The organism is Phosphitispora fastidiosa (assembly GCF_019008365.1).
Classification (GTDB): domain Bacteria; phylum Bacillota; class Thermincolia; order Thermincolales; family UBA2595; genus Phosphitispora; species Phosphitispora fastidiosa.
Genome location: NZ_JAHHUL010000020.1, coordinates 21,215 through 45,663, shown reverse-complemented (window position 1 = coordinate 45,663; position 24,449 = coordinate 21,215). Strand labels below are relative to the sequence as shown.

Here is a 24,449-nt window from a genome sequence, read left to right as displayed (position 1 = left end):
CCGTACCACCTCTAAAGAAGTCCCTTTCTTCTTAATTCCCTCTGCTGATTAAAGATGAACCTGATTATTTTATCTCTCTCTGATTCCTCAATTACTGTGAACTCAAACCCCACTGAGTATTTCATCCTGGTTTTCGGAGGGTTTTCCGTGAACCTGACAACCCTGCCGATAGCTCTGACCTTATCGTTTTGTCTCAGGAACACTTCTGCATCCAGAACATCTCCGCAGCTGAGAACCTCATCACACATAAACATCATCCCACCACCGCTGATATCCACAGAAACGCCCTCAAGCACGTTCCCCTTACGCTCAAACCTGTTGTCGAGCTTATAAACCAATACCTTTACCCGTGTATCAAGCCTGACAAAGTTCCTTCTTTGAATTTTCCTTATGTCATACGGCTTACCCAGTGTTACCGTTTCGGCATCATCGTTTGCCAGAGAGACAACCGTAGTAAAAAACACATATACTGCAGTGCTGTCAGTATAAATAACCTTTACTTTTTGGCCATGATCCATAGCCACCCGCGAACTGCCTTTAACCGGCACAATCACTACCATTCTTTCCTCAGACAAGCTCTTTACCCTGCTCCGGTACTGTTTCAATGAATCATTGGGCAGCTCCAGTTCAATGGGCTGGTTTATTTTTATGGGGTCAAACGAGCCCAATTCTTTCACTTCCTTCCGAAAACTTCCATTTACTAGCCGAAAATTACTAGCCGAAAAGTTTGGCAATCTTTCCAAAAAAGGCCTTCACACCCGCGGGTTCCGGCTGCAACTCCTGTTCCAGCATCTGGGCTGCCAGGCGCAAAATACATTCTGCTGCAGCCGACTTGGGGTATTTCAGGAGAAACGGTTCCTGGCTCTTTACTGCCTTAGAGACACTGGGGTCATCCAAAATAAACCCCAAATGACCGATGTTGAGCTTAAGAAATTTTTCAGCAACGATCTTCAGTTTACTGGCAGTAATGTCTGCCTCCTGAGCATCTTCCACTTTATTTACTACCAGATGAACTACCCCGTGCTTCCTTTTGGAAGTCATGGCCTTTACCAGACCGTAAGCATCGGTGATGGCTGTCGGCTCAGGGGTCGTTATCACAATTACCTCATCTGCGGCAAGCACAAAGCTCATTACATTTCTGGAAAGTCCTGCAGCAGTATCGATTATCAATATATCTGCAATTCCTTCCAGTTCCTCAAGTTTGGCAATAAACTGTTCTACCTGCCATCTTCTCAGATTGGCCAGTTCCTGCATCCCGGAGCCCCCGGCAATAATTTGGAGTCCCTGGGGTCCAGGCAGGATAATGTCCTGGATATCCTTTTCGCCTTTTAAAACATTATAAAGAGTGTACTTGGGATTGATCCCCAGCACAACATCAATATTGGCTAAACCCAGATCTGCATCAAGAATTAAAACCCTTTGCCCGTAAGACATCAGAGCCAGGGCAAAGTTGATGGTGAAATTAGTCTTACCAACCCCGCCTTTACCGCTTGTCACTGTGATAATCCGGGTTTTTTTCTGGGTCCCCTTAATTTCACACTCAACCTGATTCTTAAGGTTTCTGGCCAATACGCGAAGTTTTTCGGCCTGGTCACGCATGGCTATCTCTCCCTCATAATCATATTGGCTATTTTGCTGGGATCCGCTATTTCTATATCATCAGGAACGTTTTGCCCAACTGTTACATAAGACAGGTGCTTCTGAGTACTGCTGACAACATTTAGAATAGGTCCATAAGTTGACGTCTCGTCCAACTTGGTGAACACCAGCCTGGAAACAGGAATATCACCATAGCTGTTGACAATATCCATCATATCCCTGTAACGGGTTGTAGCGCTTAAGACCAAAAAAACATCAGATGGTTCCGCTATCTCCAGAAACGTTCTCAGTTCACTCATCTGTTCATCGTTTTTGTGACTCCGCCCCGCTGTATCAATCAGGACCAGATCTTTATCTGTATGCCTGGCGATTGCTTTCTGAAGCTCCTGGGGAGTATAGACCACATCAACCGGGATGCCGATTATCTCACCATAGGTCTTTAATTGCTCAACAGCCGCTACCCGGTAGGTATCAGCAGTTATCAGAGCAACCTTTTTCTGATCAATGATGGAAAAAGTCGCTGCCAGCTTCGCAATGGTTGTTGTTTTCCCTACCCCGGTCGGTCCTACCAGAACAATCGACTGTTGACCAAGAGCCTGTCTCTTGAAGGAAACCGGTCTGGGCTTTTTCAACAAGCGAAGGACCTGTTTCTCCAATGACTTCCTGATGATTTCACTATTGCCGATTTCTTCACGTGGAATCTGTTTCAGGATGTTTTGCAGCATTTTTTTGGTCAATCTGTCATCAACATCATTATCGGTCAATATCTGGTGGAACCTCTGCACCGGTTTGGGCAAACTCTTGATATCCTGTGCCATATCTATCTGATTCATGACTTCACTCAGCATATCCTTCATTTCCTGAAGTTCCTCATGCAGGTCATGCTCTTCCTCGCTGGTTTCGGCAGGCTCTTCCATGGTTATGGCAGTCATCCTGCCCGTTCCCATTTTTCCCTGCATCCCCGGCATATCCTGAGCCGGTTTACCGGCAGGCGCCGGATTCTGAGCCGGTCGGGCTTCCTCTACTGCTGCAGTTACTTCAAACCTGACCTTGCCAAAGAACCCGAAAAATCCTCCCTCCTTGAACTTCCTTGTATGCAGAATAACAGCATCCTTACCCATATCCATTTTCACCTTAAGCATTGCATCCTGCAGTGTTTCGGCAACATATCTCTTAACGCGCACTAAGTACTCACCACCCCTAGAGACTGAACATTTATTCTGCCTTCAAGCTCGTTATATGAGAGCACCACCAGTTCGGGAATCATCTTTTCAGTCAGTTTTTTAAAATAGATTCTGACAACCGGGGCACACAGTATTATTGGCTGGTAACCATTTCGGGACGCGCTTTCCACGTTTGCCGCAAGGCTGTTAAATATCATCTTAGCATTATCAGGGTCCAAGGCAATGTATGAGCCGTGATCAGTTGTCTGGATGGAATCCCTGACTGTCTGTTCAACACCTGGGTCAAGGGTAATAACATGGAGTGTATCACCCGAATCGGTGTACTGTTTTACGATGGTACGCGCCAGCGCCTGTCTCACGTATTCTATGAGCATATCGGTGTCTTTTGTCGCTCTGGCATGATCGGCAAGTGTCTCCAGAATTGTGACCAGATCCCTGATAGGGACCCTTTCGGCCAGCAGTCCTGCCAGAACTTTTTGTATCTCACCAAGAGTCAGCAGGCTGGGGACAATTTCTTCGACAACTGCCGGATGTGTTTTCTTTACATGGTCGAGCAGGTTTTGCACATCCTGCCTGCCGAATACCTCATGAGCATGGCTCTTGATAACCTCGGTGAGGTGTGTAGCGATAACTGAAGATGGGTCAACAACAGTATATCCGGCAAGCTCTGCCTGTTCCCGCAAGTCGGGTGGTATCCATTTGGCCGGCAGTCCAAAGGCAGGTTCGACAGTGTCTATCCCCTTTATGCCATTCTCGGTAAGTCCAGAGCTCATGGCAAGATACTGGTCAGGCATGATTTCTCCGTCTGCCGCCTCTACACCTTTTATTTTAAACACATAACTATTGGGCTTTAACTGCATGTTATCCCTCATCCGGATTGGCGGCAGGACAATACCCAGTTCCAGTGCACACTGCCTCCTAATCATAACCACCCTGTCAAGGAGGTCCCCGCCCTGATTGGCATCTACCAGTGGAATGAGGGAATAGCCCATCTCTATTTCAAACACATCAACCTGTAATAGTGACATAACATTTTCCGGTTTTTTAATTTCCTCAACTTCTTCTTCCTGTTCCATTTCCTGCAGCTTAACCTTCTGCTCATCCTGAATTTTCTTCATGGAATAGGCGCCTACCGCCATAATTCCCGCAAGGATAAAGAACGGCACCGGTGGCAGCCCCAAAAGGCCCAGGGTAGCAAGGGCGCCTGCTGCAATAGCCAGTACCCGGGGACGGCTCGTCAGCTGTATTGACAATTCCTGACCAAGGCTTATTTCAGAAGATGCGGCCCTAGTCACGGTAATACCGGTCGCCGTAGATATCAGCAGGGCCGGTATCTGGGAAACCAATCCATCACCCACCGTCAAAATGGTATAAGTGTTCATGGCATCTGTGAGGGGCATTCCCCTCTGTAAAACTCCGATGGCAAATCCTCCGATAATATTAATGATTACGATAACAATCCCGGCAATGGCATCACCCTTGATAAACTTAGAGGCACCATCCATGGCTCCATAGAAATCCGCCTCCTTCTGAATCCTTTCCCGTCTTTCAACAGCCTCCCGGTCGGTAATCAGACCTGCATTGAGGTCGGCATCTATACTCATCTGTTTTCCCGGCATGGCATCAAGGGTAAACCTGGCAGCAACTTCAGAGACCCTCTCGGCGCCTTTGGTAATTACAATAAACTGAATGACCACAAGGATCAGAAAAATGACAAAACCTACCACCGGGTTGCCCCCGATAACAAAGAGCCCGAATTTCTCAATAATCTTTCCGGCAAACCCATTGAGCAGCACCAGTCTTGTTGAACTGACATTAAGGGAAAGCCTGAATATCGTCATAATCAGCAAAAGAGACGGAAAAGATGAAAATTGCAGCGGCTCATTATTGTACATGCTGACCAGCAGCACAATCAGGGCCAGTGTGATATTTACAGTCAGGAAAAGGTCCAACAGTACGGTGGGGATGGGAATTACCATCATAACCACCATGCCAATGACTGCGGCTGCTACAAATATGTCACTGTACTTTGTGATTTTGGATAGCGCAACCTGCTGTACTGCCATTTAGGTCCTCCTCCTAGATCTTTCCCTTAAGCTTATACACAAAAGCCAGGACTTCTGCAACTGCCTGATAGAGGTCGGCAGGAACCACGTCCCCTATCTCAGCCCCAAAGTAAAGTGACTGGGCCAAGGGCTTGTTCTCCACTATCACAATGTCATGTTCTTTGGCAGTTTCCCGGATTTTAAGAGCTATCCTGTCCTGACCCTTGGCAATAACCGTGGGAGCAGACATCGTTTCCGGGTCATACTGCAGGGCAACGGCAAAGTGTGTGGGGTTGGTGATAACTACATCTGCCTTAGGCAGGGCCTGCATCATCCGCATCATAGACATCTGTCTCTGCTTTTGCTTGATCTTGCCCTTAATTTGCGGATCACCTTCCGCCTGCTTGTGTTCTTCCTTGACTTCATGTTTTTCCATCATCATTTTCTTTTCATTGCGCCACTTCTGAAACATATAATCAAGTATTGCTATGATTACCAGCCAGAGGATTATCTTGAAAACCACTCGCAAGGCCACTGTCCCAATAAATGCTGCCGAAGCCCTGATACTCATATCACTCAGACCGGAGAAATTCATAAACTCTTTCATTATTTCATTGTAGGCGATATAACCTACCAGCAGTACCTTGAGGATTGATTTCACCAGCTCGGCAAGGGACTGCAGGGAAAATATTCGCTTAACACCCTGAACCGGGTCAATATTATTCAGGTCAAATTTGACGGAGGTTATATCAAACCGGAACCCGGTCTGGATAACCGAAGCAGCCGTTCCGGCTACCAGACAGCCGCCCACAATAGGGACCAGTATCTTTGCCGAAAAAACCAACGCCATCATTAGAATACTCTGTAGAATCCTGTAGTCAACCATAAAGTCCTTCTGACCAAACATCTTGAAGAGATCTGAGGTTAATACTGCCCACCCGTCGGCAAATTGGGGAGCCAGAAACTTTACACCCAGAAAACCCACCAACAGGACTAAAACAGAGTTTACCTCGGCGCTGTTTGCAATCTGCCCTTTCTTCGCTGCCTCCTGTCTCCTTTTGGCGGTAGGCTTTTCGGTCTTTTCTGCAAATAGCTGCAGATCAATTGTAAAACAGCGTAAACGCAGCTCTTCCATCCCTAAACCTCTTTACCCAGAATTTGCAGCATTTTGAGGGTATCCTGATAGTTGCCCTCAAACAGGAGTTCCAAAGCAATAACATATACGGGAAGAATTATTGTAATCATTATCGCTCCAATAAATATTTTTGCAGGTATCCCGACGAAGAAAACCGGCATCTGAGGCATCATCCTGGCTACCATCCCCAGAGCAACTTCAGTTACAAATATAGCGCCCATTACCGGCATCGCCAGTTTTAAACCGGTAACCAGCATAGTTCCAAATAAGTCTATCATGAAATTTGTCGCTTCCGGAGGAACTGTAAGGCCAAATATGGGTATTTTATCATAGCTCTTATAAAGAGCAACAATTACATAGTGATGACTATTGGTAACCAGGAACACCAGGAGTGCAAGTATGTTTTTGAAGGAGCCTATCAGTGATGCCTGGGTCTGGTTAAGGGGGTCAACAACATTGACAATACTGTAACCCATCATAAAGTCGATATTCTGGCCGGCAAACTGAACGGCCGAGAAGACAAACTGAGCTACTAAACCTATTATCAGCCCGATAATGATTTCACCGGCCAGGTATAGCGCAAATGGGCCTATCTGTACCGGAATAACCGGAGCTGTCGGCTGAAGACCGGAGAACATGATTACCGATAAAATCATTGTCATCAGAGCCCTTGCCTGACCTGGCATTACTCTGTTGCTGAATACGGGGGCTGCGATAAAGATACCGCTGACTCTTGCCAAAACCATCAGGAATAAATCTATATTTGAGGCTATTTGTCCCAGAATTTCCACAAATATGCCCTACTTTCGGAGTTATTTTATAACTATGAAATTATTCAGGTTAATAAAGACATTTGACATATATGCCAACATTACATTAAGCATCCAGGAACCGAAAAACACTACAACTGCCAGAACAGCGATAATCTTCGGCACAAACGTAAGGGTCTGTTCCTGAAGGTGGGTAGTGGCCTGAAAGAAACTAATCAGAATACCGATTATCAGGCTGCTGCCAAGGATTGGCGAGGCTACCAATAAAACTGTAAATAACGCCTCTCTTGCCAGGTATACTATATTGTCGGCGCTCATTCTTTTTCCCCTTTCACTGGAAACTTAAAACCAGGGAACGTGTCAACAGATACCACCCATCCACCATGACAAACAGGAGAATCTTAAACGGCATCGAGATCATCATAGGTGGCAGCATAATCATGCCCATTGACATCAGAGAACTGGCCACAATCATGTCAATGACAATAAAAGGAATAAACAGCATGAATCCAATCTGGAAGGCTGTTTTCATTTCACTCAGGACAAATGATGGAATAAGAACCATTGTCGGAACATCATCATAAGTCTTGGGACGGGGATTTTCGGAAAGCTTAACAAATAGGGCCAGATCCTTTTCCCGCGTCTGTTTAAACATAAATTCCCTAAGGGGTTTTACTGCATTACCCAAGGCCTGCTCCTGGTCTATTTTTTCCTCCATGTAAGGCTGCAGAGCATTCTGGTTTATCTGTGACCAGGTAGGCGCCATTACAAAAAATGTCAGAAAAAGAGCCATCCCTATGATTATTTGATTGGGTGGAGCATGCTGGGTAGCCAGTGCGCTCCGCATAAAAGAAAGTACTATGATTATTCGGGTAAAGGAGGTCATCATTATTAGAATCGACGGCGCCAGTGACAGGATAGTCAATAGGAAGAGTATCTGCAGGCTGGCAGACATTTCCGCAGGATTATCCGCATTCCCTACTCCTACATTTATGTTAGGTATCGGCACCGCCTGAGCAGCGCTGACGGGTCTGGCCAGAAAAACCAGAGCAGCTGTAAGAATTATTGCGAAAACTATCATATTCCGCTTGATTGCGCCTGACCTATTCATCACCGTCATCCCCCCGGGTAATGTTACCCCGCTTTTCTGTAATCGACTGGAGCCTCTGAATCTGCTTTTTGATATGCTCATTGAATGATTTCTGCCTGGAACCGGTTATGTTTATCCGCGAAGGCATAATCTGATCAAGAATGCCTGGCGGAATAACCCCTTCCGCTTCTCTCGCTTTTGCATTTGCTATCATTTCGCCTATTACTTCCTCATCAGTGATTTCGGAAATGAGATTAATATTTTGGTCAGTCACCCCCAGAACATATACCTTACCAGCTATTTGTGTGATATAAATGCCTTTGTTCATACTAAAAGCATACTGGTCCAGGACACTGATTGTCTCGCCCCTTGATGATACCCTCATGCTTTTACGCAGAAATCTCATTGTAAGGTATGCCAAACCTACAATAATAAGGAGGCTGAGAACCAGTTTAATAAACACAACAGCCATGCTTGGCATCGGAGCAGCCTGGGGCTCTTCAATATTGTCCAGATTCAATTCCCTGGAAGCAGCCAAGACCTTTTCGGTCGATAAAACGGCGTACCAGGTTAGGACAGCGAAAAATGGCAGGACAAGCCTGGTAAAAAATTGCTTCATTAAATTGACCTCTCTCTTATAAAAGGGTTAGGACAGAGCCTTCCGTACAGCCTCCAACACCCGGTCCGGCTGAAAGGGTTTGACAATGAAGTCCTTGGCTCCAGCCTGAATGGCATCAATTACCATTGCCTGCTGACCCATAGCGCTGCACATGATAATATTGGCCTGGGGGTCAAAATCCCGAATTTCCTTGACAGCGCTGATTCCATCCATTTCCGGCATGGTAATATCCATTGTAGTCAGTTCCGGTTTAAGTTCTTTGTATTTTTCAACTGCCACACTGCCATTCTCCGCTTCCCCGACTATCTGGTAACCGTTTTTGGTCAGAATATCTTTGATCATCATGCGCATAAAGGCTGCATCATCCACAATGAGAATACGCGCTCCCATAACTGTCCTCCTTATCACTGTTTATTGTAGATTCGTTACTCTTTCAATTGGCGAAATTATATCTGTAACCCTAATCCCAAAATTTTCATCAATAACAACTACTTCCCCCTTGGCAAGCAATTTGCCATTGACCAACAGGTCGACAGGTTCACCGGCAAGTTTGTCCAGCTCTACTACAGACCCTTGCCCCAAAGCCAGTATTTCTCGAATTGTCTTGCGGCATTTGCCCAGCTCAACCGTTATCTGCAGCGGCACATCCATTATCAGGTCAATATTGGAAATTTCCCTGGATTGGAAACCGGACTGCATAGGAGCAAACTGTACAGGCTGGACAGATACTTGGGGAGATTGGACTGCTGACCTTCCGGCAGGCATGGCCTGCTGGCTGTCAGGCACAAAAGTTCCCGGTTGGTGAATTGCAGCCGGTTCAGCCGCTGCGGCGGCATATTCAAGACCAACGCTGCCTTGATCAACACCGGTAATCCCCTGATCAAGCAAATTATCTAGCTCCGACATATCCGGAGCGGTCATTTCATCCATTAAACTTCTGACCATATTCCGGGCGAACTCCAGAGGGATTAACTGCATGATTTCACTGTCTATCAATCCCTCAATTGTCATCCTGAAAGATACCTTTACCAGCACCTGGCCCTTTTGACCAAGTGTACCTGTGAGCTCATCGGTGGCAAAATTAACCTCCTCAACAGTTGGAGGGGAAATTTCAACCCTTTCTTTTATTATTGTCGACATCGCGGTTGAGGCCGACCCCATCATCTGATTCATAGCCTCACTGATTGCACTGATATGCATCTCACTGAGTTCGGCAGGGGGTGATTGTCCGTCACCACCCATCATCAGATCCACCATCACGCCGGCATCCTGATCACGGATAATCAGAACATTAGCCCCGCTAAGCCCGGTAACATATTCCACATTAACCAGCACATAGGGTAATGGATAGTCCTGCCTGAATGTATCAGGGTCTGTCACTTGAACCACCGGAGTGGTAATCTCGACTTTACTGCCTAAAAGGGTGGACAGTGCAGTTGCTGCAGATCCCATAACAATGTTAGCAACTTCACCGACAGCATCCCGCTCCATGTCTGTAAGCCCACCCCCGGGCTCCAAAACGCCATTTTCTGACTGCAGGGAAACCGGAGTCCCTGCTGCGGGAGCCTCATCAACGGTATCTTTTGCCAGAGTATCTGATCTCAATAAGGCATCTATTTCTTCTTGGGACAGAACACCGTCACTCATCATTGTCATCTCCTTCCTGAACTACTGACGAAATCTGAACAGCCATTTTACTTCCAAGGGTTCCGGGCTTCCCCAGGTACTTTTTCCGGGAACCCACCATGATCTCGACAGGGTCATTAATTTTACTATCCAGCATAATAACATCACCCGGCTGTAATTCCAACAGCTCCCCGACATGTATTGAAGCCTTTCCCAGCAATGCCGTAAGGTTCAGGTTTGCTTTCTCTATCTGGGCTTTAATGCGCCCAATGGATTCCTGAGTGGACTCCTTTGCTGTGCCGGCAAACCAAAAGTGGGCAGATAACTTGCTAATAATGGGTTCCAGAACAATATAAGGAATACACATATTAATCAGGCCTTCATTCTCCCCAAACCTGGTTTTAAATGAAACCAGGACCACCATTTCGGAAGGAGAGACAATTTGGGTGAAAAGCGGGTTTGACTCAATTACCTCAAGCTTTGGTTTTAAGGAGATAATGCTTTCCCAGGCCTCCCGGAATATATCCAGGGTGCGGACAACTACTTTTTCAATAACTACGCGTTCAATATCAGTCAGATCACGGATACTTTCCGGCGCCTGACCGGGACCGCCAAACAACCTGTCAATTATGGTAAACACTATCGAAGGATTAATTTCCAGTATCGCATTCCCTTCAAGAGGCTCCGCCCGGAATATGTTCAGGGTGGAAGGGTTTGGCACCGAATGAATGAACTCATCATAAGTCAGCTGTTCAACCGAATGAACCGTAATCTGTACGATTGTGCGCAGGTGTGCCGAAAAAAACGTTGCCAGCAGGCGGGCATAATTTTCGTTTATGGCCTGAATAGTGTGAATCTGCTCCTTGGAAAACTTGCTGGGCCTTTTAAAATCATATACTCTGATTTTCTTGTGGGAGTCATCTTTTTTCTTAGTCTGGTCCGGTCGGGCCTCATCAGTGGACAAAGCCGATAACAGAGCATCTATTTCGTCCTGGGACAGAATTTCACTCACTTTGCTCTCACCTCCAGTACCAGCCTTTTACTGTACCACAAAACTTGTAAAATAAACACTGTTCACATTCCCCTTAACCATGTGGGTATTGATGTTTTTCTTAAGCAGGTCTGCCAGTTTTTCCATGGCCTTTGTCTGGGAAAGGCTGTCAGGACTCTGCTGGCGGAGTGTACTGTTGATAGTGTGCTGGATTTGGGGCAGCTTGGCAGCTATCTCTTCCTGAACGGTAGGTTCCTGGAATGCCAGCACAATCTTTACTTTAATGTACCTATTATTGTCAGGAGTATCGAGGTTGGTGATAAACTCTCCGGCATCATAAGTTGTGCCAATGGTCTCACTTTTCACTGTGCCATAGCCATCCCCCTTAGGTGTATCGTCTTTGGAAAATGTATTGGCAGCATACATGGCAACACCGTAGGATAATCCGGCACACAGGATAAGAATGGCGACCCCGGCTATGACAAGCTTAACTGTCCCCGAACCTGAAGAAGCCTTCTCCTCGTTCTTCTGAACTTCATTGTTTTCATCTGCCATTTAATGTCTACCCCCTATTCTTTATGGGTTTCGCCCAAATTACCAGTCTCAGGATAAACCCGGTCAATGACTGTTATGCCGATTGACTTGCGGTATTCCATCACCTTGTCAATCAGTTCCTGGACTGAATCCTTAAGGACAAATTTTTTCCCGGTGGTCAGGGTAAGCACCGTATCCGGAGTAGCCTCAATAAACTCGATAAGTTCAGGGTTTATAACCAGCTCCGAACCATTCATCCTGATTACTTTAATCATACAAACCCCTTCTTTCAAAATGGGGTCCAGGGATGGATGTTTCCATCCCCGACCTCCCTCTTAATGCCTAAACCGGATTAGCGTTTCAGGTTTACCAACTCCTGAAGCATTTCATCAGAAACAGTGATAATCCGGGAATTGGCCTGAAACCCTCTCTGAGTGACTATCATATCAGTGAATTCCTGTGAAAGATCCACATTTGACATTTCTATCTTACCGGGAGATATATCCCCCCTGCCCCCTGAGCCTGCTGTACCTATCTGTGCCTGGCCGGAGTTATTAGACGAAACATAATTATTTTCACCAACCTTCATGAGCCCTGCCGGGTTGTTAAAGTTGGCCAGAGTTACCTGGGCTAGCTGCTTGGTAAGCCCGTTGGAGAACCTTCCGGTTACAATACCGGTCTTGTCAATGGAATAACCGTTTAAGACACCTGATGAATAACCATCCTGGCTGTTCAACTCCACATTGGACTCTCCGGAATCTGAGGCATACCCGGTTAAAGAGCTAATGTCTACAGTAATCGGGTTGGTGCCTGCGACAAAGGCGTTGGCGTTAGGTGGCGCTCCGGTGATGACAAGCGGTCCGTCGCCGGCGGCGGTAAGCTTCCCAGTACTATCAAAGATAATTGGCCCACCGGAGACTGAAGGCGCAGTCGTCCAACCGGGGTTGTCAATTCTGGTAACAAGCCATTGGCCGGAGGCAGAGTCTTTATCAAGATGGAGCGTTAACGGCCAGCTGTTCCCCAGTGAGTCATAAACAGTTAATGATACCGGTACGGTTGTGCCTGTGGGGGGTGTTACAGTATCGTCATAGGTAACTGCATTGGCATCAAGGTTGCCAACCAGGGAAATGTTCTGAGTTTCCTGTGGCTGAATTGCCTGTCCCTTGGGAATCTGAATCCCGGAGATGGCTCCCGTTGTGTCTATGTCCCCGGAACTGTCGTCGGCCATCCAGCCCTTAACCATCAGGCCTGAGGGGCTTATCAGATTTCCCGCTGAATCAAAATCGAAGTTCCCTGCCCGGGTATAGAAGGTGTTGTTACCATCTCCCACCATAAAGAACCCGTCCCCGTCTACCATCATATCGGTAACTTTTCCGGTAGTCTCGGAACTGCCCTGGGTATGCAGGATGTCAATGCTGTTTACAGTCATCCCCAGTCCTATCTGCTGGGGATTGGTTCCCCCCTTACCCCCCTGTGGCGAAGAAGCGCCGCGGATATTTTGGCTGAGCATGTCCTGGAAGGTAACTCTTGCTCTCTTGTAACCGATTGTGTTAACATTGGCGATGTTATTGCCGATAACATCCATGCGGAGTTGGTGGTTCCTCAAACCAGACACTCCGCTGAACATGGAACGCATCATAACTAAATCGACCTCCGATTAATAAATTTTTTCCCGGATTTTAATATCCGGCTGAGATACCGGGCTGATTCAGTCAGTCACAGCCCCGGGGCTCCCTCTCAGAGGTCCGGCCCCAACTTACATTAATCTGTTTCTTAAATCCCAACCTGTCAGACAGCCTTACACGATAACAGCGCTGTCAATATTGGTAAATACATGGTCCTTCATACCGGCATTATCCATAGCAGTGATTACTGTTTTGTTTTTGACACTTACCACAAAAGCCAGGTTATTCATCATAATCAGGGAGTCCCTGGATCCTTTTTGAGCGGCCCGGTCAACAGCGCTGCTGATTTTAGCCAAGTCGTCTCCGGTAAGCCTGATATTTCTTACCTCCAGCCTTTGCCGGGCATGGGATGAGAATTTGATCCCCCCTGCTGTAAGCTGATTTTCCAGCACGTCCCTGAATGGAACCTGTGGCCCCTGTTCCGGCTTTTGCGGCTTGGTTCCTGCTTTAGATGGACCAACCGGTATAATTGGCTGGGGATACATCACCTTATCTACCATTAATCTGCACCTCCCTGTGCTAAACTGTTACTGCCGGATTTACCCCGCCTAAACACCTTCCTCAGCGGCCAATTTAACCTCCTCAACCTGGGTTAGGGGAACATCCTTCCCGTTTATGGTAACATGTGGTGACCCATCAATAAGCTTCATTCCTGTGGCAACTCCGGTAATTCTTGGGTTGTCATCAATAGTCAGGGCATCCTCAGCAACATAACCTCTGGTACCGTTTTGCAGGAGCACCTCATACATCCCACCTTCCAGGGCCAGCACCGTAACCGGGGTATCCTTGGCAAGAGTCTGTAACGTCATCGAGTTTTTGTCTGCCTCCAGATAAAGCTTGGTCTGTTCAGTATTAATTTTTCCGGTAACCGATTCTACAGGCAGAATTGCGCTTACCGTCTTCCCGATCAGGTTTATGGCCTGGCCTACCGCCGATTCCCTGAGTATTGATTCCTGGAACTGAGCCATTGTTTCAAAACCCTTGCTCATGTTAGCCATCTGTTCCAGGGAACTGAACTGGGCCATCTGGGCAATAAAGTCCTTGTTATCAGTTGGTTCCAGCGGATCCTGATACCTGAGCTGGGTAATCATCAGTTTCAGAAAATCGTCTTTCCCGAGAACCTTTTTAACCGCACTGGCCGTACTTTCCTGTGTACTGCCAACAATTCCGGACACTGCACTCAACCTAATCACCTCCTATGCCGTAAAATCAACTGTATTGCCATAATACCCGGCGCTAGTCAGACGCCTTGCGCCGGCAGAAAACACCGTTTCAAGCTGGTCTTCATTTAGCGGCAGCCGACTGCCCCTGGCTTGATTCCTTCTCTTGAATAAGCCATCACGTTCCCCTTGTCCCGAATGATTTTTTTCAGGGGTAACAGTTACTGAAAGCTGGTCTACTTTGATGCCCTGGTCAGCTAAACTATCCCTAAGAGCTGCCAGATTCGCCTCAATAACTGCCTTGACCTGTGGGCTGTGAGTATTGAATCTGGCTGTCACCAGACCGTTTTCGGTACTTACCGTCAGTTTTAACCTGCCCAGAAACTCGGGTTTAAGCTCAATCTGCATTTCAGATGTTCCCGGAGCAGCGGCAAGTTTTACCTTCTGGATAATCTGGGTAAAAACTGCCCGGTCTCCCTGATAGGTTTGCGTGGTGTAGGTGGCTGGGGAAACCTGACCAGGTGTGCTGCCTCCATCGGCAGAACCGTTTCCCGAATATTGGTGCTGTGTTCCGACCTGAGCCTGAAGCTGTTCAATACGGGGTCCTGCTGCCTGCGGTTCACTGTTGCCAACCGGTCTGGCATTTTCGGGAGCGCTTGTTTGATTTTCTGAGGCTGTCTTCATTACGACATCACTGGCAGAGGCTTTCTCCAACAACCGCCTTCCCGCTTCAGAACCGCTTCCGCTGTCCGGCATCGCCGGCGCACCATTTGCCTTGGCGCTTACATCAGCCGCCGTGTTAGTTTTAACCATCCCACCGGTTTCATTCTCACCGGTGACCGCCGGACTGCCAGGCCTTCCGGCATCTCCTGAGCCGCTTCCTGTTGTTTTCGCCTGCCCCCCTCCAGGTTCTGCCGGTTTTTGTGCACTTGCAGGCTGAGCTTCCTTACTTCCGTTCGACAGCTCCCGGTTTTGCCCAGATCCGTCCCCGGCAATTCCGGTTAACTGCCTGACTTTTGCAGCAAGCTGAGTCAGAAATACCTCCCGGGGTAAACCGGTCTCAGGGTTTAATTGGTTCTGTATCAGGAGTTTTAGGTCGTTCATTCCCGGCGAAACCTCTCCGGCTGCTTCTAACACCTTCAGAAAATTGCCAAGGAGCTTTTTGAGCTGACCTGGATCCAGATTGTTCATACTACTTAGGTCCTGCAGCAATCCGGTCAGAGATGCAAATTCACTCCGTGAAAGCCCGCCGCCCGCTAAACCAATCTGGTTACCGCCTTCAGCTGCAATGGCGTTCCAACCCGCTTCCGACTCAAGTTCCCGGAGCATTTCCAATAGCTGCATCAATTCATCTGCTTCAGGATGGCGAACCTCTTTGACATCTGTATCTTTAACATCTGCCTCTTTTGCAGCTGCCTTCTCAGACCCGGCTTCGCCGGACCGTCTGCTTACTGAGTCCTTCCTTTCAGTCATAGCTGTTTCATTGTTTTGCTCATTCTCACAGACATTGTGAGAAGCATCTTTCAGTGTCTCAGAGAAGGGTGTCTCTTTAGCCCTATGACTGCTCCGGACATCATTCCGGCACTCTCTGTCCTGACTGGGGCCGTTTCCCGGTTTTACTGCCGGATTACCTGCAATGGCCATAAATGGCATTGTCTGCAACATTTTCACCTCCTTTCCAATATGCTGTTTTTAATCCTGTTTTTCTCTCCAACCACCCCCTTTCAGTAGACCAAGTCTCGGAAACAGAATTTCCTGTATTTTTAGGGCTCTACGCCTAGACTTCTTTTTCCCTCCGACATCGGCTTCGGAAATGACTGTGGAATTTGGTGAGGTGTTGTACAAGATTTTCCTTGCACTGACGCTGTGAGAAATGTTACCGCAGTTCCGCTAAGCGAAGTCCGGGACGCGGGGCCATGGACGGCCCGCGCCGCCACTGAGCCACGGAAGGCGAATTGGCGGTGTTCCCGGACTTCGCCAGGAGCAAGGTTAGATTTCTCCGGCAACAGTGCGGAAAATCGGTACAACAGCTCACCATATGCCATTCCCGGTCATTTCCGAGAGCCTATTGTTTCATCTGATCTACAATACCTGCCGCTTTCTCCGGCTCCATGGCGCTAAGAATTTTGGCGGTCTGTTCATTATCAAGGTACTGCAGTATCCCAATGGTAACGTCATCAGCTAGATTGTTCATTATATTAACTGCAGCTTCGGGTTTCATTTCAGTATAGTATTCTGCCAGTTTCTGATAGCTGACCTCGGCTCCCTCTTGCTGCTCCTGAAGACTCTTCATTGATGCCAGAGTACCCTGAAGAGTTTCCCTTTCTTCCAACAGGTCCTGTTTTTCGGTATTCACAATCTCCAACTGTTTGGCCATCTCCCCAGCCTGTTTTTCAAGCCTTTGCACTTGCTCCTTAAGCTTTTTATTTTCCTCTTCCAAGGGGTTGGGCGGGGCCTCTTTGCCATCTTTTTTGTCGTCCTTTTTATCGTCTTTTACTTCTTCTGCGGATATCATTTTCCCAACAACAGGAATCTTTCCGGCCGTCTTCCGGACATCAATCACTGCCAGCCAGTCCAGGACCCATACAGCGCCTGCAACTATGCCAAGAATCAGTATTACTAATATAATTCTGGAAAGTATCTTTTTTACCCGCACTGGCATTTAACCCCCTGTTATACAGCTGAATCCCTGTGTATAAAGCCTGTTGTCGCCATCTCGTCGATCTGTTTCTGTTCCTCCCTGAGGAACTCTCGCATATAATCCTGGTAGTGCCTTGTCCTGAGCTTTTCCAGGATCTTTCTTTCTTTCATTATTTCGACAAGTTCGCCTCTGACCTCTTCCATGGCGACGCGGTGCTCCTCAGTTATCAGCGCCTGCTGGCTGATATGTTCATTGATGACAGGTATGTAGTCCTGGCATCTCCTTATTTCGGTGACATCAAATTGCTCTCCCTGTTTCCCTCTTACCGTATCCTGAATTTCAGCCAATCTTGTTTTCAGGTATTCCAGGACCCGGCAGCTTTCCTTATATATATCAGTTGCCGTAACCAGTTCTTCCTTTTTCATTTCCTCAGCCTTCAGTTTGAGGTCAAGTGCCGTCTGGAGCTTGAAGACAAACTTTTTCATAGGGCTTCATCTCCTTCTTATGCCGATATACGGTTCTCGGCAAGAGCCCTGAGGATATCAACAGCATCCTCAAAAGTATATTTATCATCTACACCCTGTTTCAAAAATTCAAGCACCCGGTCGATCTTAGATATGGCATAATCTATTTTTGGGTTGCTGCCCATTGAATAAGCTCCAATATCTATCAAGTCCTTAGCTTCCCTGTAAGTTGCCATTATGCTGCGCATTTCATCAGCAGACTTCCTATGGCCTTCTGGCACAATGTCATTCATAACCCGGCTGACACTTGCCAGAACATCTATGGCAGGATAATGGGTCTGCATTGCCAGTTCCCTGGTGAGAACTATATGCCCATCCAGAATACCCCTTACAGCATCAGCAATAGGTTCATTGTGGTCATCGCCATCTACAAGTACGGTATACAACCCGGTTATGGTTCCACTGGCTGAGGTCCCGGAGCGTTCCAGAAGCTTTGGCAATAGTGCAAATACAGAAGGAGTATATCCCCTGGTGGCAGGAGGTTCGCCTACTGCCAGCCCGATCTCCCTTTGGGCCATGGCAAAACGGGTTACCGAATCCATCATAAACATCACATCCAGCCCCTGGTCCCTGAAGTATTCTGCTATTGTAGTCGCTACCATGGCGCCCTTCAACCGTACCAGTGCGGGTTGGTCCGAAGTGGCCACAACCACTACCGAACGCCGCAGACCTTCTTCACCCAGGTCTTTCTCAATAAACTCCCTGACCTCACGGCCACGTTCGCCAATCAGAGCTATTACATTAACATCGGCTGATGTGTTTCGGGCAACCATTCCCAAAAGGGTACTCTTACCAACCCCGCTTCCGGAAAATATCCCAATCCGCTGTCCCTTGCCACAGGTCAGCATACCATCTATTGCCTTAACTCCTATTGACAGAGGTTCCGTGATCCGTTTCCTGTCCAGTGGATTAGGCGGACTATTATTTACCGGGTAATCCACTGAAATCTCAAGGCATCCGCCACAATCGAGGGGATTACCCAGACCGTCGATAATCCTTCCCAGAATCCGGTTTCCCACACCAACCCTGAAGGTATCCCCGGTTGCCACAACTTCACACCCGGGACCGATACCGCTTAGTTCACCGAGGGGCATCAGGAGAATCTTATTTTCTCTGAACCCTACAACCTCTGCCTTTATCTTCAGAGAACCTTTATTCGGAAAAACATAACATAATTCCCCCAGGTTGGCCCCAGGACCCTGGGACTCGATAATAAGACCGATAACCTGGGTGACTTTACCGTTTGTCTTAATCGGTTCTGTCTTTTCTATGGCCTGAAAATACTTTTCAAACTTTTGCATTTGGATTCACTTCCATCAAAGCTTGTTCTATCTCATTCATCTGTCTCTCGATTCTTGCGTCAACAGTACCATTGTGACTTTCAACTACACAACCCCCCGGAGCAATTGCCGGGTCAGCCAAAACCTTTAATTTGCGAATCCCTTTCACTTCCTGTGAAATATCATCTCTGGCATTTATAGTAACATCCAGGTTATCTGGATTGACTCTTACAGTTAGTTCCTCTCTGTCGGTAGCCTTCTGAACGGCCCGTTTAACCATATCTGCCACAATTTCAGGGTTTGTCTCCATTTCCCGGTCGATAACCTTCCTGGCAACCGCCACAGACAGCCTGACAATCTCTTCCTCAGAGCCTGCCACAACCCGCCATTTTTCTTCTTCGGCCTTTTCCAGAATGGCGTCCGCTTCCCTGAGTTTTGCCTCATACTCCTCCATGGCAGCCTTATTGCCTTCCTGCCAACCCTTGGCATATGCTTCTTCTTCAATTTCCCTTAGTTTTTGGCGGCCTACTTCAATTAAATCCTGGGCCTCTTCCCTGGAGTTCCTGATTATCTTCTCAGCTTCCTGTCTGGCAGTTCCAAGAAGTTCCTTAACCATCTGCTCAGTTTCACTGAGGATCTGTGCTGCCTGGTCCTTTAGCTGTCCTACATCCTGTTCGGATATGGGCCCATGGTAATCATCGGGGAGAGGTTCCGGTCCCGTATCACTGCCATGTCGTACAATCATTGGGGATTGCAGCTTGACGGACAAACCCTTTATAACCTTAGACAATTACTTCATCTCCTCCGCCACGAGCAATGACAATCTCCCCAGCTTCTTCCAGCTTTCTGATAATGTTTACTATGCGCTGTTGAGCATCTTCTACGTCACGCAGCCTGACAGGACCCATATATTCCATATCTTCCTTCAGCATATCTGTTGCGCGTTTTGACATGTTACGCTGAACCTTGGCGCCTACTTCCTCATTTGACCCCTTAAGTGCCAGAGCAAGGTCTTTGCTGTCCACATCGCGGAGTATCTGCTGGATTGCCCTGTCATCAAGCTGTACGATATCTTCGAAAACAAACATCCTTTTCTTGATTTCCTCGGCCATTTCCGGGTCCTGTATTTCCATACTTTCCATAATGGTTTTCTCAGTTGTGCGGTCAACCCGGTTAAGGATATCAACAACAGATTGAACTCCACCCGCACTGGTGAAATCGGTGGAAACCACTGATGAAAGTTTTCGTTCCAACAATCGTTCAATATCCCTGATTACATCCGGGGAGGTGCTATCCATCATGGCAATCCTCCTGGCTACATCCGCCTGGCGGTCAGGCGGCAGCGCCGAAAGTATAGTGGCAGCCTGGTCAGGAGCCAGGTATGCAATAATCAGGGCTATGGTTTGCGGGTGTTCTGACTGAATAAAGTTAAGCAGCTGCGCAGGGTCTGTTTTCCTGACAAAGTCAAAAGGCTTGACCTGTAGGGTAGCTGTAAGTCTCTGAATGATATCCAGGGCTTTCTGGTTGCCCAGAGCCTTTTCCAGAACCTCCCTGGCATATTCGATACCTCCGGAGGATATGACATCTCTGGCCACCAGCAAATCATGGAATTCAGACAGGATATCGGCCTTATCATCAGCGCTGACCTTGCGTATATTGGCAATTTCAATAGTAAGCTCTTCTATTTCCTCATCTCTGAGGTGCTTAAATATCTCTGCAGAAACCTCCGGACCCAGGGAAATGAGTAAAATTGCTGCTTTTTGTTTTCCCGTCAAGGCTCTCGCCATTAATGTCACCTCTATTCTTCAATCAACCAGGTACGGAGCAATTGGGCGATATCGTCAGGCTGCTCTTTAGCAACGTTTTCCACGCGTTCCTTAATTCTTTTCTGCTCTTTCTCTTCAGGTGTCAGGTCTTTTTCAGGAATACTGTTATCCTCTAATTCATCTATCGACAATGGCCTGCTAATCACAAATTGGTCTTCCAGGGGTACTTTGTCTTGCTTTCTGCGTCTCATGACCACTACACTGCCAACAATGACCCCAATCAGAACAACTGCTGCCAAAGCCGCTGCCCCGCCGTAAATATACATCTGCCTTTGCTCTGCATCAGCTATCTGCTTGCTCAGCTCATCCTGATACTCGGTATTAAACGGCATTCCGGCAACCGACAACTGATCGCCACGGTTAGTGTCGAATCCTGCCGCACTCTTAACAATGTCTTCGACAACCTTCTGCTGATTAGCGTCAATCTCCCTATCAATAACAACCGCCACAGACATTCTTTTCACACCGCCCGGGGCGACCTCCCTGAATTCTTCATATGTATTAATCTCATTGTTTCTGATTTCATGTATTTCTGTGGTTTCACTGGTTCCGGTTTCCCCGGCAGTTTCGTAGCCCGGAATATTGCTGTCAGTACCCGGCGCCCCTAATGCTGCAGTACTGTTGGTGGTAGTGCTGGTCTTTTCGGACTCTTCGGTGCTTCTGGGTACTGCATCCCCATACTCCTGCCTTTTCTGCTCAATCTTATCAAAATCAATATCCAGGCTAACCCTGCAGACAACCTTCCCCGGGCCCCAGATTTTTTCCAGCATACTCTCAACCGAATCCTGAAGCTCGCTCTGGTACTGTTTCTGATACTGCTGCCTTACTTCGACCTGTTTTCCCGAAATAGCGCCGCTTTCTGAACCGCTGGTGTTTTCGGAAAGAACATTTCCGTTAATATCAACAATAGTAATATTATCTTCCGTTAATCCCTCAACACTGTTGGTCACCAGCTTGGCAATACCTGCGACCTGGCTTTCCTCAAGGGTCTTGTTGGGTTTAAGCTTTAACATCACTGCTGCGGTAGCACTTTTTTGGTCTTCAGAAAAAAGAGAAGGTTCGGGTTGGACAATATGCACTCTGGCCCTATCGACCTCGGACATCCCCTCGATTGTGCGGGTAAGTTCGCCCTGCAGTGCACGGAGGTATCTGGCCCGGCGATCGGTATCTGTCTCCCCGAACTTAGTGTTATCAAAACTCTCAAATCCGACAACTCCGCCTGTGGGCATTCCTTCACCGGCTAATTCCAACCGTGTTTGGGTAATATCCTTGTTAGGAATCATAATGGTAACGGTACCATCGGCTCCATTGTCGGCAAACCTGAAAGGTATTTTTTTCTCATTAAGCTTTTCTACTATCTGCCCTGCCTGCTGCTCGTCTTTTAGAGTGAATAAGGCCCCATAATCCGGCATAGTCGCGCTTCTGGTAAGCAGAATTAAAACCACAATCAGAAGAGCCGCCGAACCTACAATGACTGATTTCTGTATTTTGTTCATTTTTTGCCACAACTCAATAGACTGCGTTTTCAGTTGCAACAAATACTCTTTCATTAAGACAAGTCACCTCATTCCACTCTATAAGAAAAAAAACTGTTATACCTGCATTCTCATAATTTCCTGGTATGCTTCTACAACTTTGTTGCGAATCTGGAGTGTTAACTGAAAAGAAAGACTTGATTTTTCTGCCGCAATCATTACCTGGTGCAGCTCATTTAGTTCACCTGTAACCAGGGTGTTTTTCAGGTCAGCCGATTGCTGCTGAAGAGAATTTATTTCATTGATGGAGTTCTGCAGCATATCGGCAAACCCCATACCCTTGTCATTGTCATTGTTCTGTGCCTGTGACAGTTCGCCAAGTTTACGACCAGCCTGCAGCACATCAACCGGTGTGCTCAGAATATTCACCTGTCAACCCCCCTTTACTTTCCAATTTCCATAGCCTTGAGCGCAATGTCCTTGGAGGCTTTTGTAGCCGTTACATTGGCCTCATATGACCTGGTGGCTGAAATCATATTTACCATTTCAGTCACAATGTTGACATTGGGCATGCTCACATATCCCTCATCATTGGCATCAGGGTGATTGGGGTCATAAACCATTTTAAAAGGGCTCTTGTCTTCATTTATCCCTAAAACCCTTACCCCGGCACCTGTCTTTTGCTGTTCTAGAGTTCTGCCCAGGATCCCCGCAAAACTGCTTTCCGGTCCCCTGGCCTCGAAAATAGCCATCTTCCGGCGGTAAGGTCCTCCCGCCTCGGTTCTGGTAGTATTAATATTAGCTATATTTTCAGAAATGAGGTCCATCCTCAGCCTCTGTGCCGTCATTCCGGATGCGCTGATATCTAATGCCTTAAAAAGATTCATGGTAACCCTCCTCAGTCCCGAACATTATCTTCCATTAATAGCCATCTTAATTTTCTGGAATTCACCGTTTAATTCCTGGGCCAATACGCTGTATATAATTGTATTTTTTGCCAATGCCGCCATTTCCCTGTCAATATCCACATTATTACCGTCATTTCTCATAGACGCATCTTCACTTCTGACAACCTCCGGCGTTACATTAAATTCTGATTTTCTGCCAATCGGAATGTGCCTGTCATGGGTGAGCTTCCCGGCCAGTCCAGTCTCCCGTCCTATAGCCTTCCGCAGCTCTTCCTCAAATAGCACATCTGACCTTTTATATCCCGGGGTATCCACATTGGCAAGGTTGTCCGCGATCACCCTGTTCCTCAGGGCAGATGCGTCAAGACCCTTTTCAAGCATTTTCATCGTCTTGGTAATTAACAGATTTTCGATCAAATCTAATCACTCCCATAACGTAAAAATCCAAACCACAGCTACCGCAGTTTGGCATAATAATGCTAACCTCCCTTCGGCAGCCCGCAACCATAGCTCTGAATAAATAGCCCATTTAATACAATATAATGGAAGTTACCAGCATCATAATATTCAATGACCGTTTTTACGATAACTGCATAATTGTAATGGTATCATAACCAAGCCTCTAGGTCCGCAGCTTTGCGCCTTTACCTTTCAGTAAATTTGCCTTTAACAAAGTTTGGATGTATTGTGAACTCACATTCAGGAATAAAATGTAACCCTGGATAAAATATGTAAACCCTTGGGGGTGTATTCGTCATTCGTTCCCAAAATTCCTACCTTTTCTTACATTTTTTTATATTTTTTTATAATTTTTTACCATTTGGCAACCTACAATTTTAACCTGTATTGTGTAACGATTTCCAATGTAACAATATTTCGCCATTGTTACCCAAAATCCTTTTTTTACTATCTAATTTTCTTTGAAATTACTTGGTTTATCGACAAATCTCGCACCCTCTCCCAGAAGGCCGTTTTCACCTGCAATTACACTGCAATTACTTCTTCTGCTATTCATCCGACCCGCGGGTGGGAAAATGGCTCCTTCGGAGACCGCCGTCCCGACAAAACGGGGGGACCCCCCATGCCCCCATTTTGTTACCGGAACCCCGGCTCCTTCGGAGACCGCCGTCCCGACAAAACGGGGGGACCCCCGGCATCAAGATTGCGATTAGTTGTACAACGCATTGATTAAAGATTCACCATAGTATGTTAAACTGCCGCATTTTTTTCATTTCAGCTTTTGCTATTCATCCGACCCGGAGGTGGGAAAATGGCTCCTGACAAGGCGTACGGCTGACCGTAACCGCAGGCGTACTGGACGTACGTCGAGGATTACGGTCAGCCGCACAACGCAGTC

At 47.2% G+C, this 24,449-nt stretch carries 27 protein-coding genes and 1 riboswitch; all 27 genes read right to left on the bottom strand.

The window, feature by feature from the left end:
* Nucleotides 1-11 precede the first annotated feature (11 nt).
* The 27 genes from Ga0451573_RS15925 to flgB all read right to left on the bottom strand — a co-directional run bounded on the left by Ga0451573_RS15925 (nt 12) and on the right by flgB (nt 23,509).
* A complete protein-coding gene (locus tag Ga0451573_RS15925; protein ID WP_231685144.1) occupies nt 12-668 on the bottom strand; it encodes a flagellar brake protein in 657 nt (218 codons plus the stop codon).
* A 46-nt stretch (nt 669-714) separates the two neighbouring features.
* A complete protein-coding gene (locus tag Ga0451573_RS15920; protein ID WP_231685143.1) occupies nt 715-1,599 on the bottom strand; it encodes a MinD/ParA family protein in 885 nt (294 codons plus the stop codon).
* 2 nt (nt 1,600-1,601) lie between these two features.
* Nucleotides 1,602-2,783: a flagellar biosynthesis GTPase FlhF gene (gene flhF / locus Ga0451573_RS15915; protein WP_231685142.1), complete on the bottom strand. Its 1,182-nt coding sequence runs from the start codon at nt 2,781-2,783 to the stop codon at nt 1,602-1,604.
* Nucleotides 2,783-4,849: a flagellar biosynthesis protein FlhA gene (gene flhA, locus Ga0451573_RS15910; RefSeq protein ID WP_231685141.1), complete on the bottom strand. Its 2,067-nt coding sequence runs from the start codon at nt 4,847-4,849 to the stop codon at nt 2,783-2,785. The genes flhF and flhA overlap by 1 nt, the downstream gene beginning before the upstream one ends.
* Nucleotides 4,850-4,862: 13 nt before the next feature.
* Entirely contained in the window at nt 4,863-5,963 is a 1,101-nt protein-coding gene (gene flhB, locus Ga0451573_RS15905; RefSeq protein WP_231685140.1) for a flagellar biosynthesis protein FlhB, read from the bottom strand.
* Between the two features lie 2 nt (nt 5,964-5,965).
* Nucleotides 5,966-6,754 carry a flagellar biosynthetic protein FliR gene (gene fliR / locus Ga0451573_RS15900; protein ID WP_231685139.1) on the bottom strand — a complete coding sequence of 263 codons (789 nt, stop codon included), beginning with the start codon at nt 6,752-6,754 and terminating at the stop codon, nt 5,966-5,968.
* Nucleotides 6,755-6,775: 21 nt separating this feature from the next.
* Nucleotides 6,776-7,051: a flagellar biosynthesis protein FliQ gene (gene fliQ / locus Ga0451573_RS15895; RefSeq protein ID WP_231685138.1), complete on the bottom strand. Its 276-nt coding sequence runs from the start codon at nt 7,049-7,051 to the stop codon at nt 6,776-6,778.
* 13 nt (nt 7,052-7,064) lie between these two features.
* Nucleotides 7,065-7,844: a flagellar type III secretion system pore protein FliP gene (gene fliP, locus Ga0451573_RS15890; RefSeq protein WP_231685137.1), complete on the bottom strand. Its 780-nt coding sequence runs from the start codon at nt 7,842-7,844 to the stop codon at nt 7,065-7,067.
* Nucleotides 7,837-8,442: a flagellar biosynthetic protein FliO gene (fliO, locus tag Ga0451573_RS15885; RefSeq protein ID WP_231685136.1), complete on the bottom strand. Its 606-nt coding sequence runs from the start codon at nt 8,440-8,442 to the stop codon at nt 7,837-7,839. Before fliO ends, fliP begins: the two co-directional genes overlap by 8 nt.
* A 27-nt stretch (nt 8,443-8,469) precedes the next feature.
* Nucleotides 8,470-8,832, bottom strand: a complete 363-nt coding sequence (locus Ga0451573_RS15880; protein ID WP_231685135.1) for a response regulator — start codon at nt 8,830-8,832, stop codon at nt 8,470-8,472.
* 21 nt (nt 8,833-8,853) lie between these two features.
* A complete protein-coding gene (gene fliY / locus Ga0451573_RS15875) occupies nt 8,854-10,092 on the bottom strand; it encodes a flagellar motor switch phosphatase FliY (protein WP_231685134.1) in 1,239 nt (412 codons plus the stop codon).
* Nucleotides 10,082-11,080 (bottom strand): flagellar motor switch protein FliM, encoded by a 999-nt coding sequence (gene fliM / locus Ga0451573_RS15870; RefSeq protein WP_231685133.1) that lies wholly within the window; start codon nt 11,078-11,080, stop codon nt 10,082-10,084. The genes fliY and fliM overlap by 11 nt, the downstream gene beginning before the upstream one ends.
* Nucleotides 11,081-11,107: 27 nt before the next feature.
* Complete coding sequence (locus tag Ga0451573_RS15865; protein ID WP_231685132.1) at nt 11,108-11,614, bottom strand: flagellar basal body-associated FliL family protein; 507 nt, start codon at nt 11,612-11,614, stop codon at nt 11,108-11,110.
* A 14-nt stretch (nt 11,615-11,628) separates the two neighbouring features.
* The gene (locus Ga0451573_RS15860) at nt 11,629-11,868 is read right to left on the bottom strand and encodes a flagellar FlbD family protein (protein ID WP_231685131.1); all 240 of its coding nucleotides are present in this window, start codon (nt 11,866-11,868) and stop codon (nt 11,629-11,631) included.
* A gap of 77 nt (nt 11,869-11,945) precedes the next feature.
* Nucleotides 11,946-13,232, bottom strand: a complete 1,287-nt coding sequence (locus Ga0451573_RS15855) for a flagellar hook protein FlgE (protein WP_231685130.1) — start codon at nt 13,230-13,232, stop codon at nt 11,946-11,948.
* A 159-nt stretch (nt 13,233-13,391) separates the two neighbouring features.
* A complete protein-coding gene (locus tag Ga0451573_RS15850) occupies nt 13,392-13,778 on the bottom strand; it encodes a TIGR02530 family flagellar biosynthesis protein (protein ID WP_231685129.1) in 387 nt (128 codons plus the stop codon).
* Between the two features lie 48 nt (nt 13,779-13,826).
* Entirely contained in the window at nt 13,827-14,453 is a 627-nt protein-coding gene (locus Ga0451573_RS15845; RefSeq protein WP_231685178.1) for a flagellar hook capping FlgD N-terminal domain-containing protein, read from the bottom strand.
* A gap of 21 nt (nt 14,454-14,474) precedes the next feature.
* Entirely contained in the window at nt 14,475-16,103 is a 1,629-nt protein-coding gene (locus tag Ga0451573_RS15840; protein ID WP_231685128.1) for a flagellar hook-length control protein FliK, read from the bottom strand.
* Nucleotides 16,104-16,503: 400 nt separating this feature from the next.
* Nucleotides 16,504-17,094, bottom strand: coding sequence for a MotE family protein (locus tag Ga0451573_RS20110; RefSeq protein WP_231685127.1), 591 nt, complete (start codon nt 17,092-17,094; stop codon nt 16,504-16,506).
* Between the two features lie 17 nt (nt 17,095-17,111).
* Entirely contained in the window at nt 17,112-17,564 is a 453-nt protein-coding gene (gene fliJ / locus Ga0451573_RS15830; RefSeq protein WP_231685126.1) for a flagellar export protein FliJ, read from the bottom strand.
* A 17-nt stretch (nt 17,565-17,581) separates the two neighbouring features.
* Nucleotides 17,582-18,904, bottom strand: coding sequence for a flagellar protein export ATPase FliI (fliI, locus tag Ga0451573_RS15825; protein ID WP_231685125.1), 1,323 nt, complete (start codon nt 18,902-18,904; stop codon nt 17,582-17,584).
* Nucleotides 18,891-19,673, bottom strand: coding sequence for a FliH/SctL family protein (locus Ga0451573_RS15820; protein WP_231685124.1), 783 nt, complete (start codon nt 19,671-19,673; stop codon nt 18,891-18,893). The genes fliI and Ga0451573_RS15820 overlap by 14 nt, the downstream gene beginning before the upstream one ends.
* A complete protein-coding gene (gene fliG / locus Ga0451573_RS15815) occupies nt 19,666-20,670 on the bottom strand; it encodes a flagellar motor switch protein FliG (RefSeq protein ID WP_231685123.1) in 1,005 nt (334 codons plus the stop codon). The genes Ga0451573_RS15820 and fliG overlap by 8 nt, the downstream gene beginning before the upstream one ends.
* Before the next feature lie 11 nt (nt 20,671-20,681).
* On the bottom strand, nt 20,682-22,259 hold the full coding sequence (fliF, locus tag Ga0451573_RS15810; RefSeq protein WP_269438339.1) for a flagellar basal-body MS-ring/collar protein FliF: 1,578 nt from the start codon (nt 22,257-22,259) through the stop codon (nt 20,682-20,684).
* Nucleotides 22,260-22,301: 42 nt separating this feature from the next.
* Nucleotides 22,302-22,613: a flagellar hook-basal body complex protein FliE gene (gene fliE, locus Ga0451573_RS15805; RefSeq protein WP_231685121.1), complete on the bottom strand. Its 312-nt coding sequence runs from the start codon at nt 22,611-22,613 to the stop codon at nt 22,302-22,304.
* Between the two features lie 14 nt (nt 22,614-22,627).
* Nucleotides 22,628-23,071, bottom strand: coding sequence for a flagellar basal body rod protein FlgC (flgC, locus tag Ga0451573_RS15800; protein WP_231685120.1), 444 nt, complete (start codon nt 23,069-23,071; stop codon nt 22,628-22,630).
* 24 nt (nt 23,072-23,095) lie between these two features.
* Nucleotides 23,096-23,509, bottom strand: a complete 414-nt coding sequence (gene flgB, locus Ga0451573_RS15795) for a flagellar basal body rod protein FlgB (RefSeq protein ID WP_331459434.1) — start codon at nt 23,507-23,509, stop codon at nt 23,096-23,098.
* 72 nt (nt 23,510-23,581) lie between these two features.
* Nucleotides 23,582-23,767, bottom strand: a riboswitch (cyclic di-GMP riboswitch).
* Between the last annotated feature and the right edge of the window lie 682 nt (nt 23,768-24,449).

Coding starts and splice junctions, on each gene's coding strand:
- fliF (WP_269438339.1), bottom strand. CDS start 22,259: ATGAAAGAGTATTTGTTGCAACTGAAAACGCAGTCTATTGAGTTGTGG.
- fliG (WP_231685123.1), bottom strand. CDS start 20,670: ATGGCGAGAGCCTTGACGGGAAAACAAAAAGCAGCAATTTTACTCATT.
- fliP (WP_231685137.1), bottom strand. CDS start 7,844: ATGAATAGGTCAGGCGCAATCAAGCGGAATATGATAGTTTTCGCAATA.
- fliO (WP_231685136.1), bottom strand. CDS start 8,442: ATGAAGCAATTTTTTACCAGGCTTGTCCTGCCATTTTTCGCTGTCCTA.
- flhB (WP_231685140.1), bottom strand. CDS start 5,963: ATGGAAGAGCTGCGTTTACGCTGTTTTACAATTGATCTGCAGCTATTT.
- fliY (WP_231685134.1), bottom strand. CDS start 10,092: ATGATGAGTGACGGTGTTCTGTCCCAAGAAGAAATAGATGCCTTATTG.
- Ga0451573_RS15850 (WP_231685129.1), bottom strand. CDS start 13,778: ATGGTAGATAAGGTGATGTATCCCCAGCCAATTATACCGGTTGGTCCA.
- flgC (WP_231685120.1), bottom strand. CDS start 23,071: ATGAATCTTTTTAAGGCATTAGATATCAGCGCATCCGGAATGACGGCA.
- Ga0451573_RS15865 (WP_231685132.1), bottom strand. CDS start 11,614: ATGGCAGATGAAAACAATGAAGTTCAGAAGAACGAGGAGAAGGCTTCT.
- Ga0451573_RS15840 (WP_231685128.1), bottom strand. CDS start 16,103: ATGTTGCAGACAATGCCATTTATGGCCATTGCAGGTAATCCGGCAGTA.
- Ga0451573_RS15860 (WP_231685131.1), bottom strand. CDS start 11,868: ATGATTAAAGTAATCAGGATGAATGGTTCGGAGCTGGTTATAAACCCT.
- Ga0451573_RS15855 (WP_231685130.1), bottom strand. CDS start 13,232: ATGATGCGTTCCATGTTCAGCGGAGTGTCTGGTTTGAGGAACCACCAA.
- fliI (WP_231685125.1), bottom strand. CDS start 18,904: ATGCAAAAGTTTGAAAAGTATTTTCAGGCCATAGAAAAGACAGAACCG.
- fliJ (WP_231685126.1), bottom strand. CDS start 17,564: ATGAAAAAGTTTGTCTTCAAGCTCCAGACGGCACTTGACCTCAAACTG.
- flhA (WP_231685141.1), bottom strand. CDS start 4,849: ATGGCAGTACAGCAGGTTGCGCTATCCAAAATCACAAAGTACAGTGAC.
- Ga0451573_RS15920 (WP_231685143.1), bottom strand. CDS start 1,599: ATGCGTGACCAGGCCGAAAAACTTCGCGTATTGGCCAGAAACCTTAAG.
- fliQ (WP_231685138.1), bottom strand. CDS start 7,051: ATGAGCGCCGACAATATAGTATACCTGGCAAGAGAGGCGTTATTTACA.
- Ga0451573_RS15880 (WP_231685135.1), bottom strand. CDS start 8,832: ATGGGAGCGCGTATTCTCATTGTGGATGATGCAGCCTTTATGCGCATG.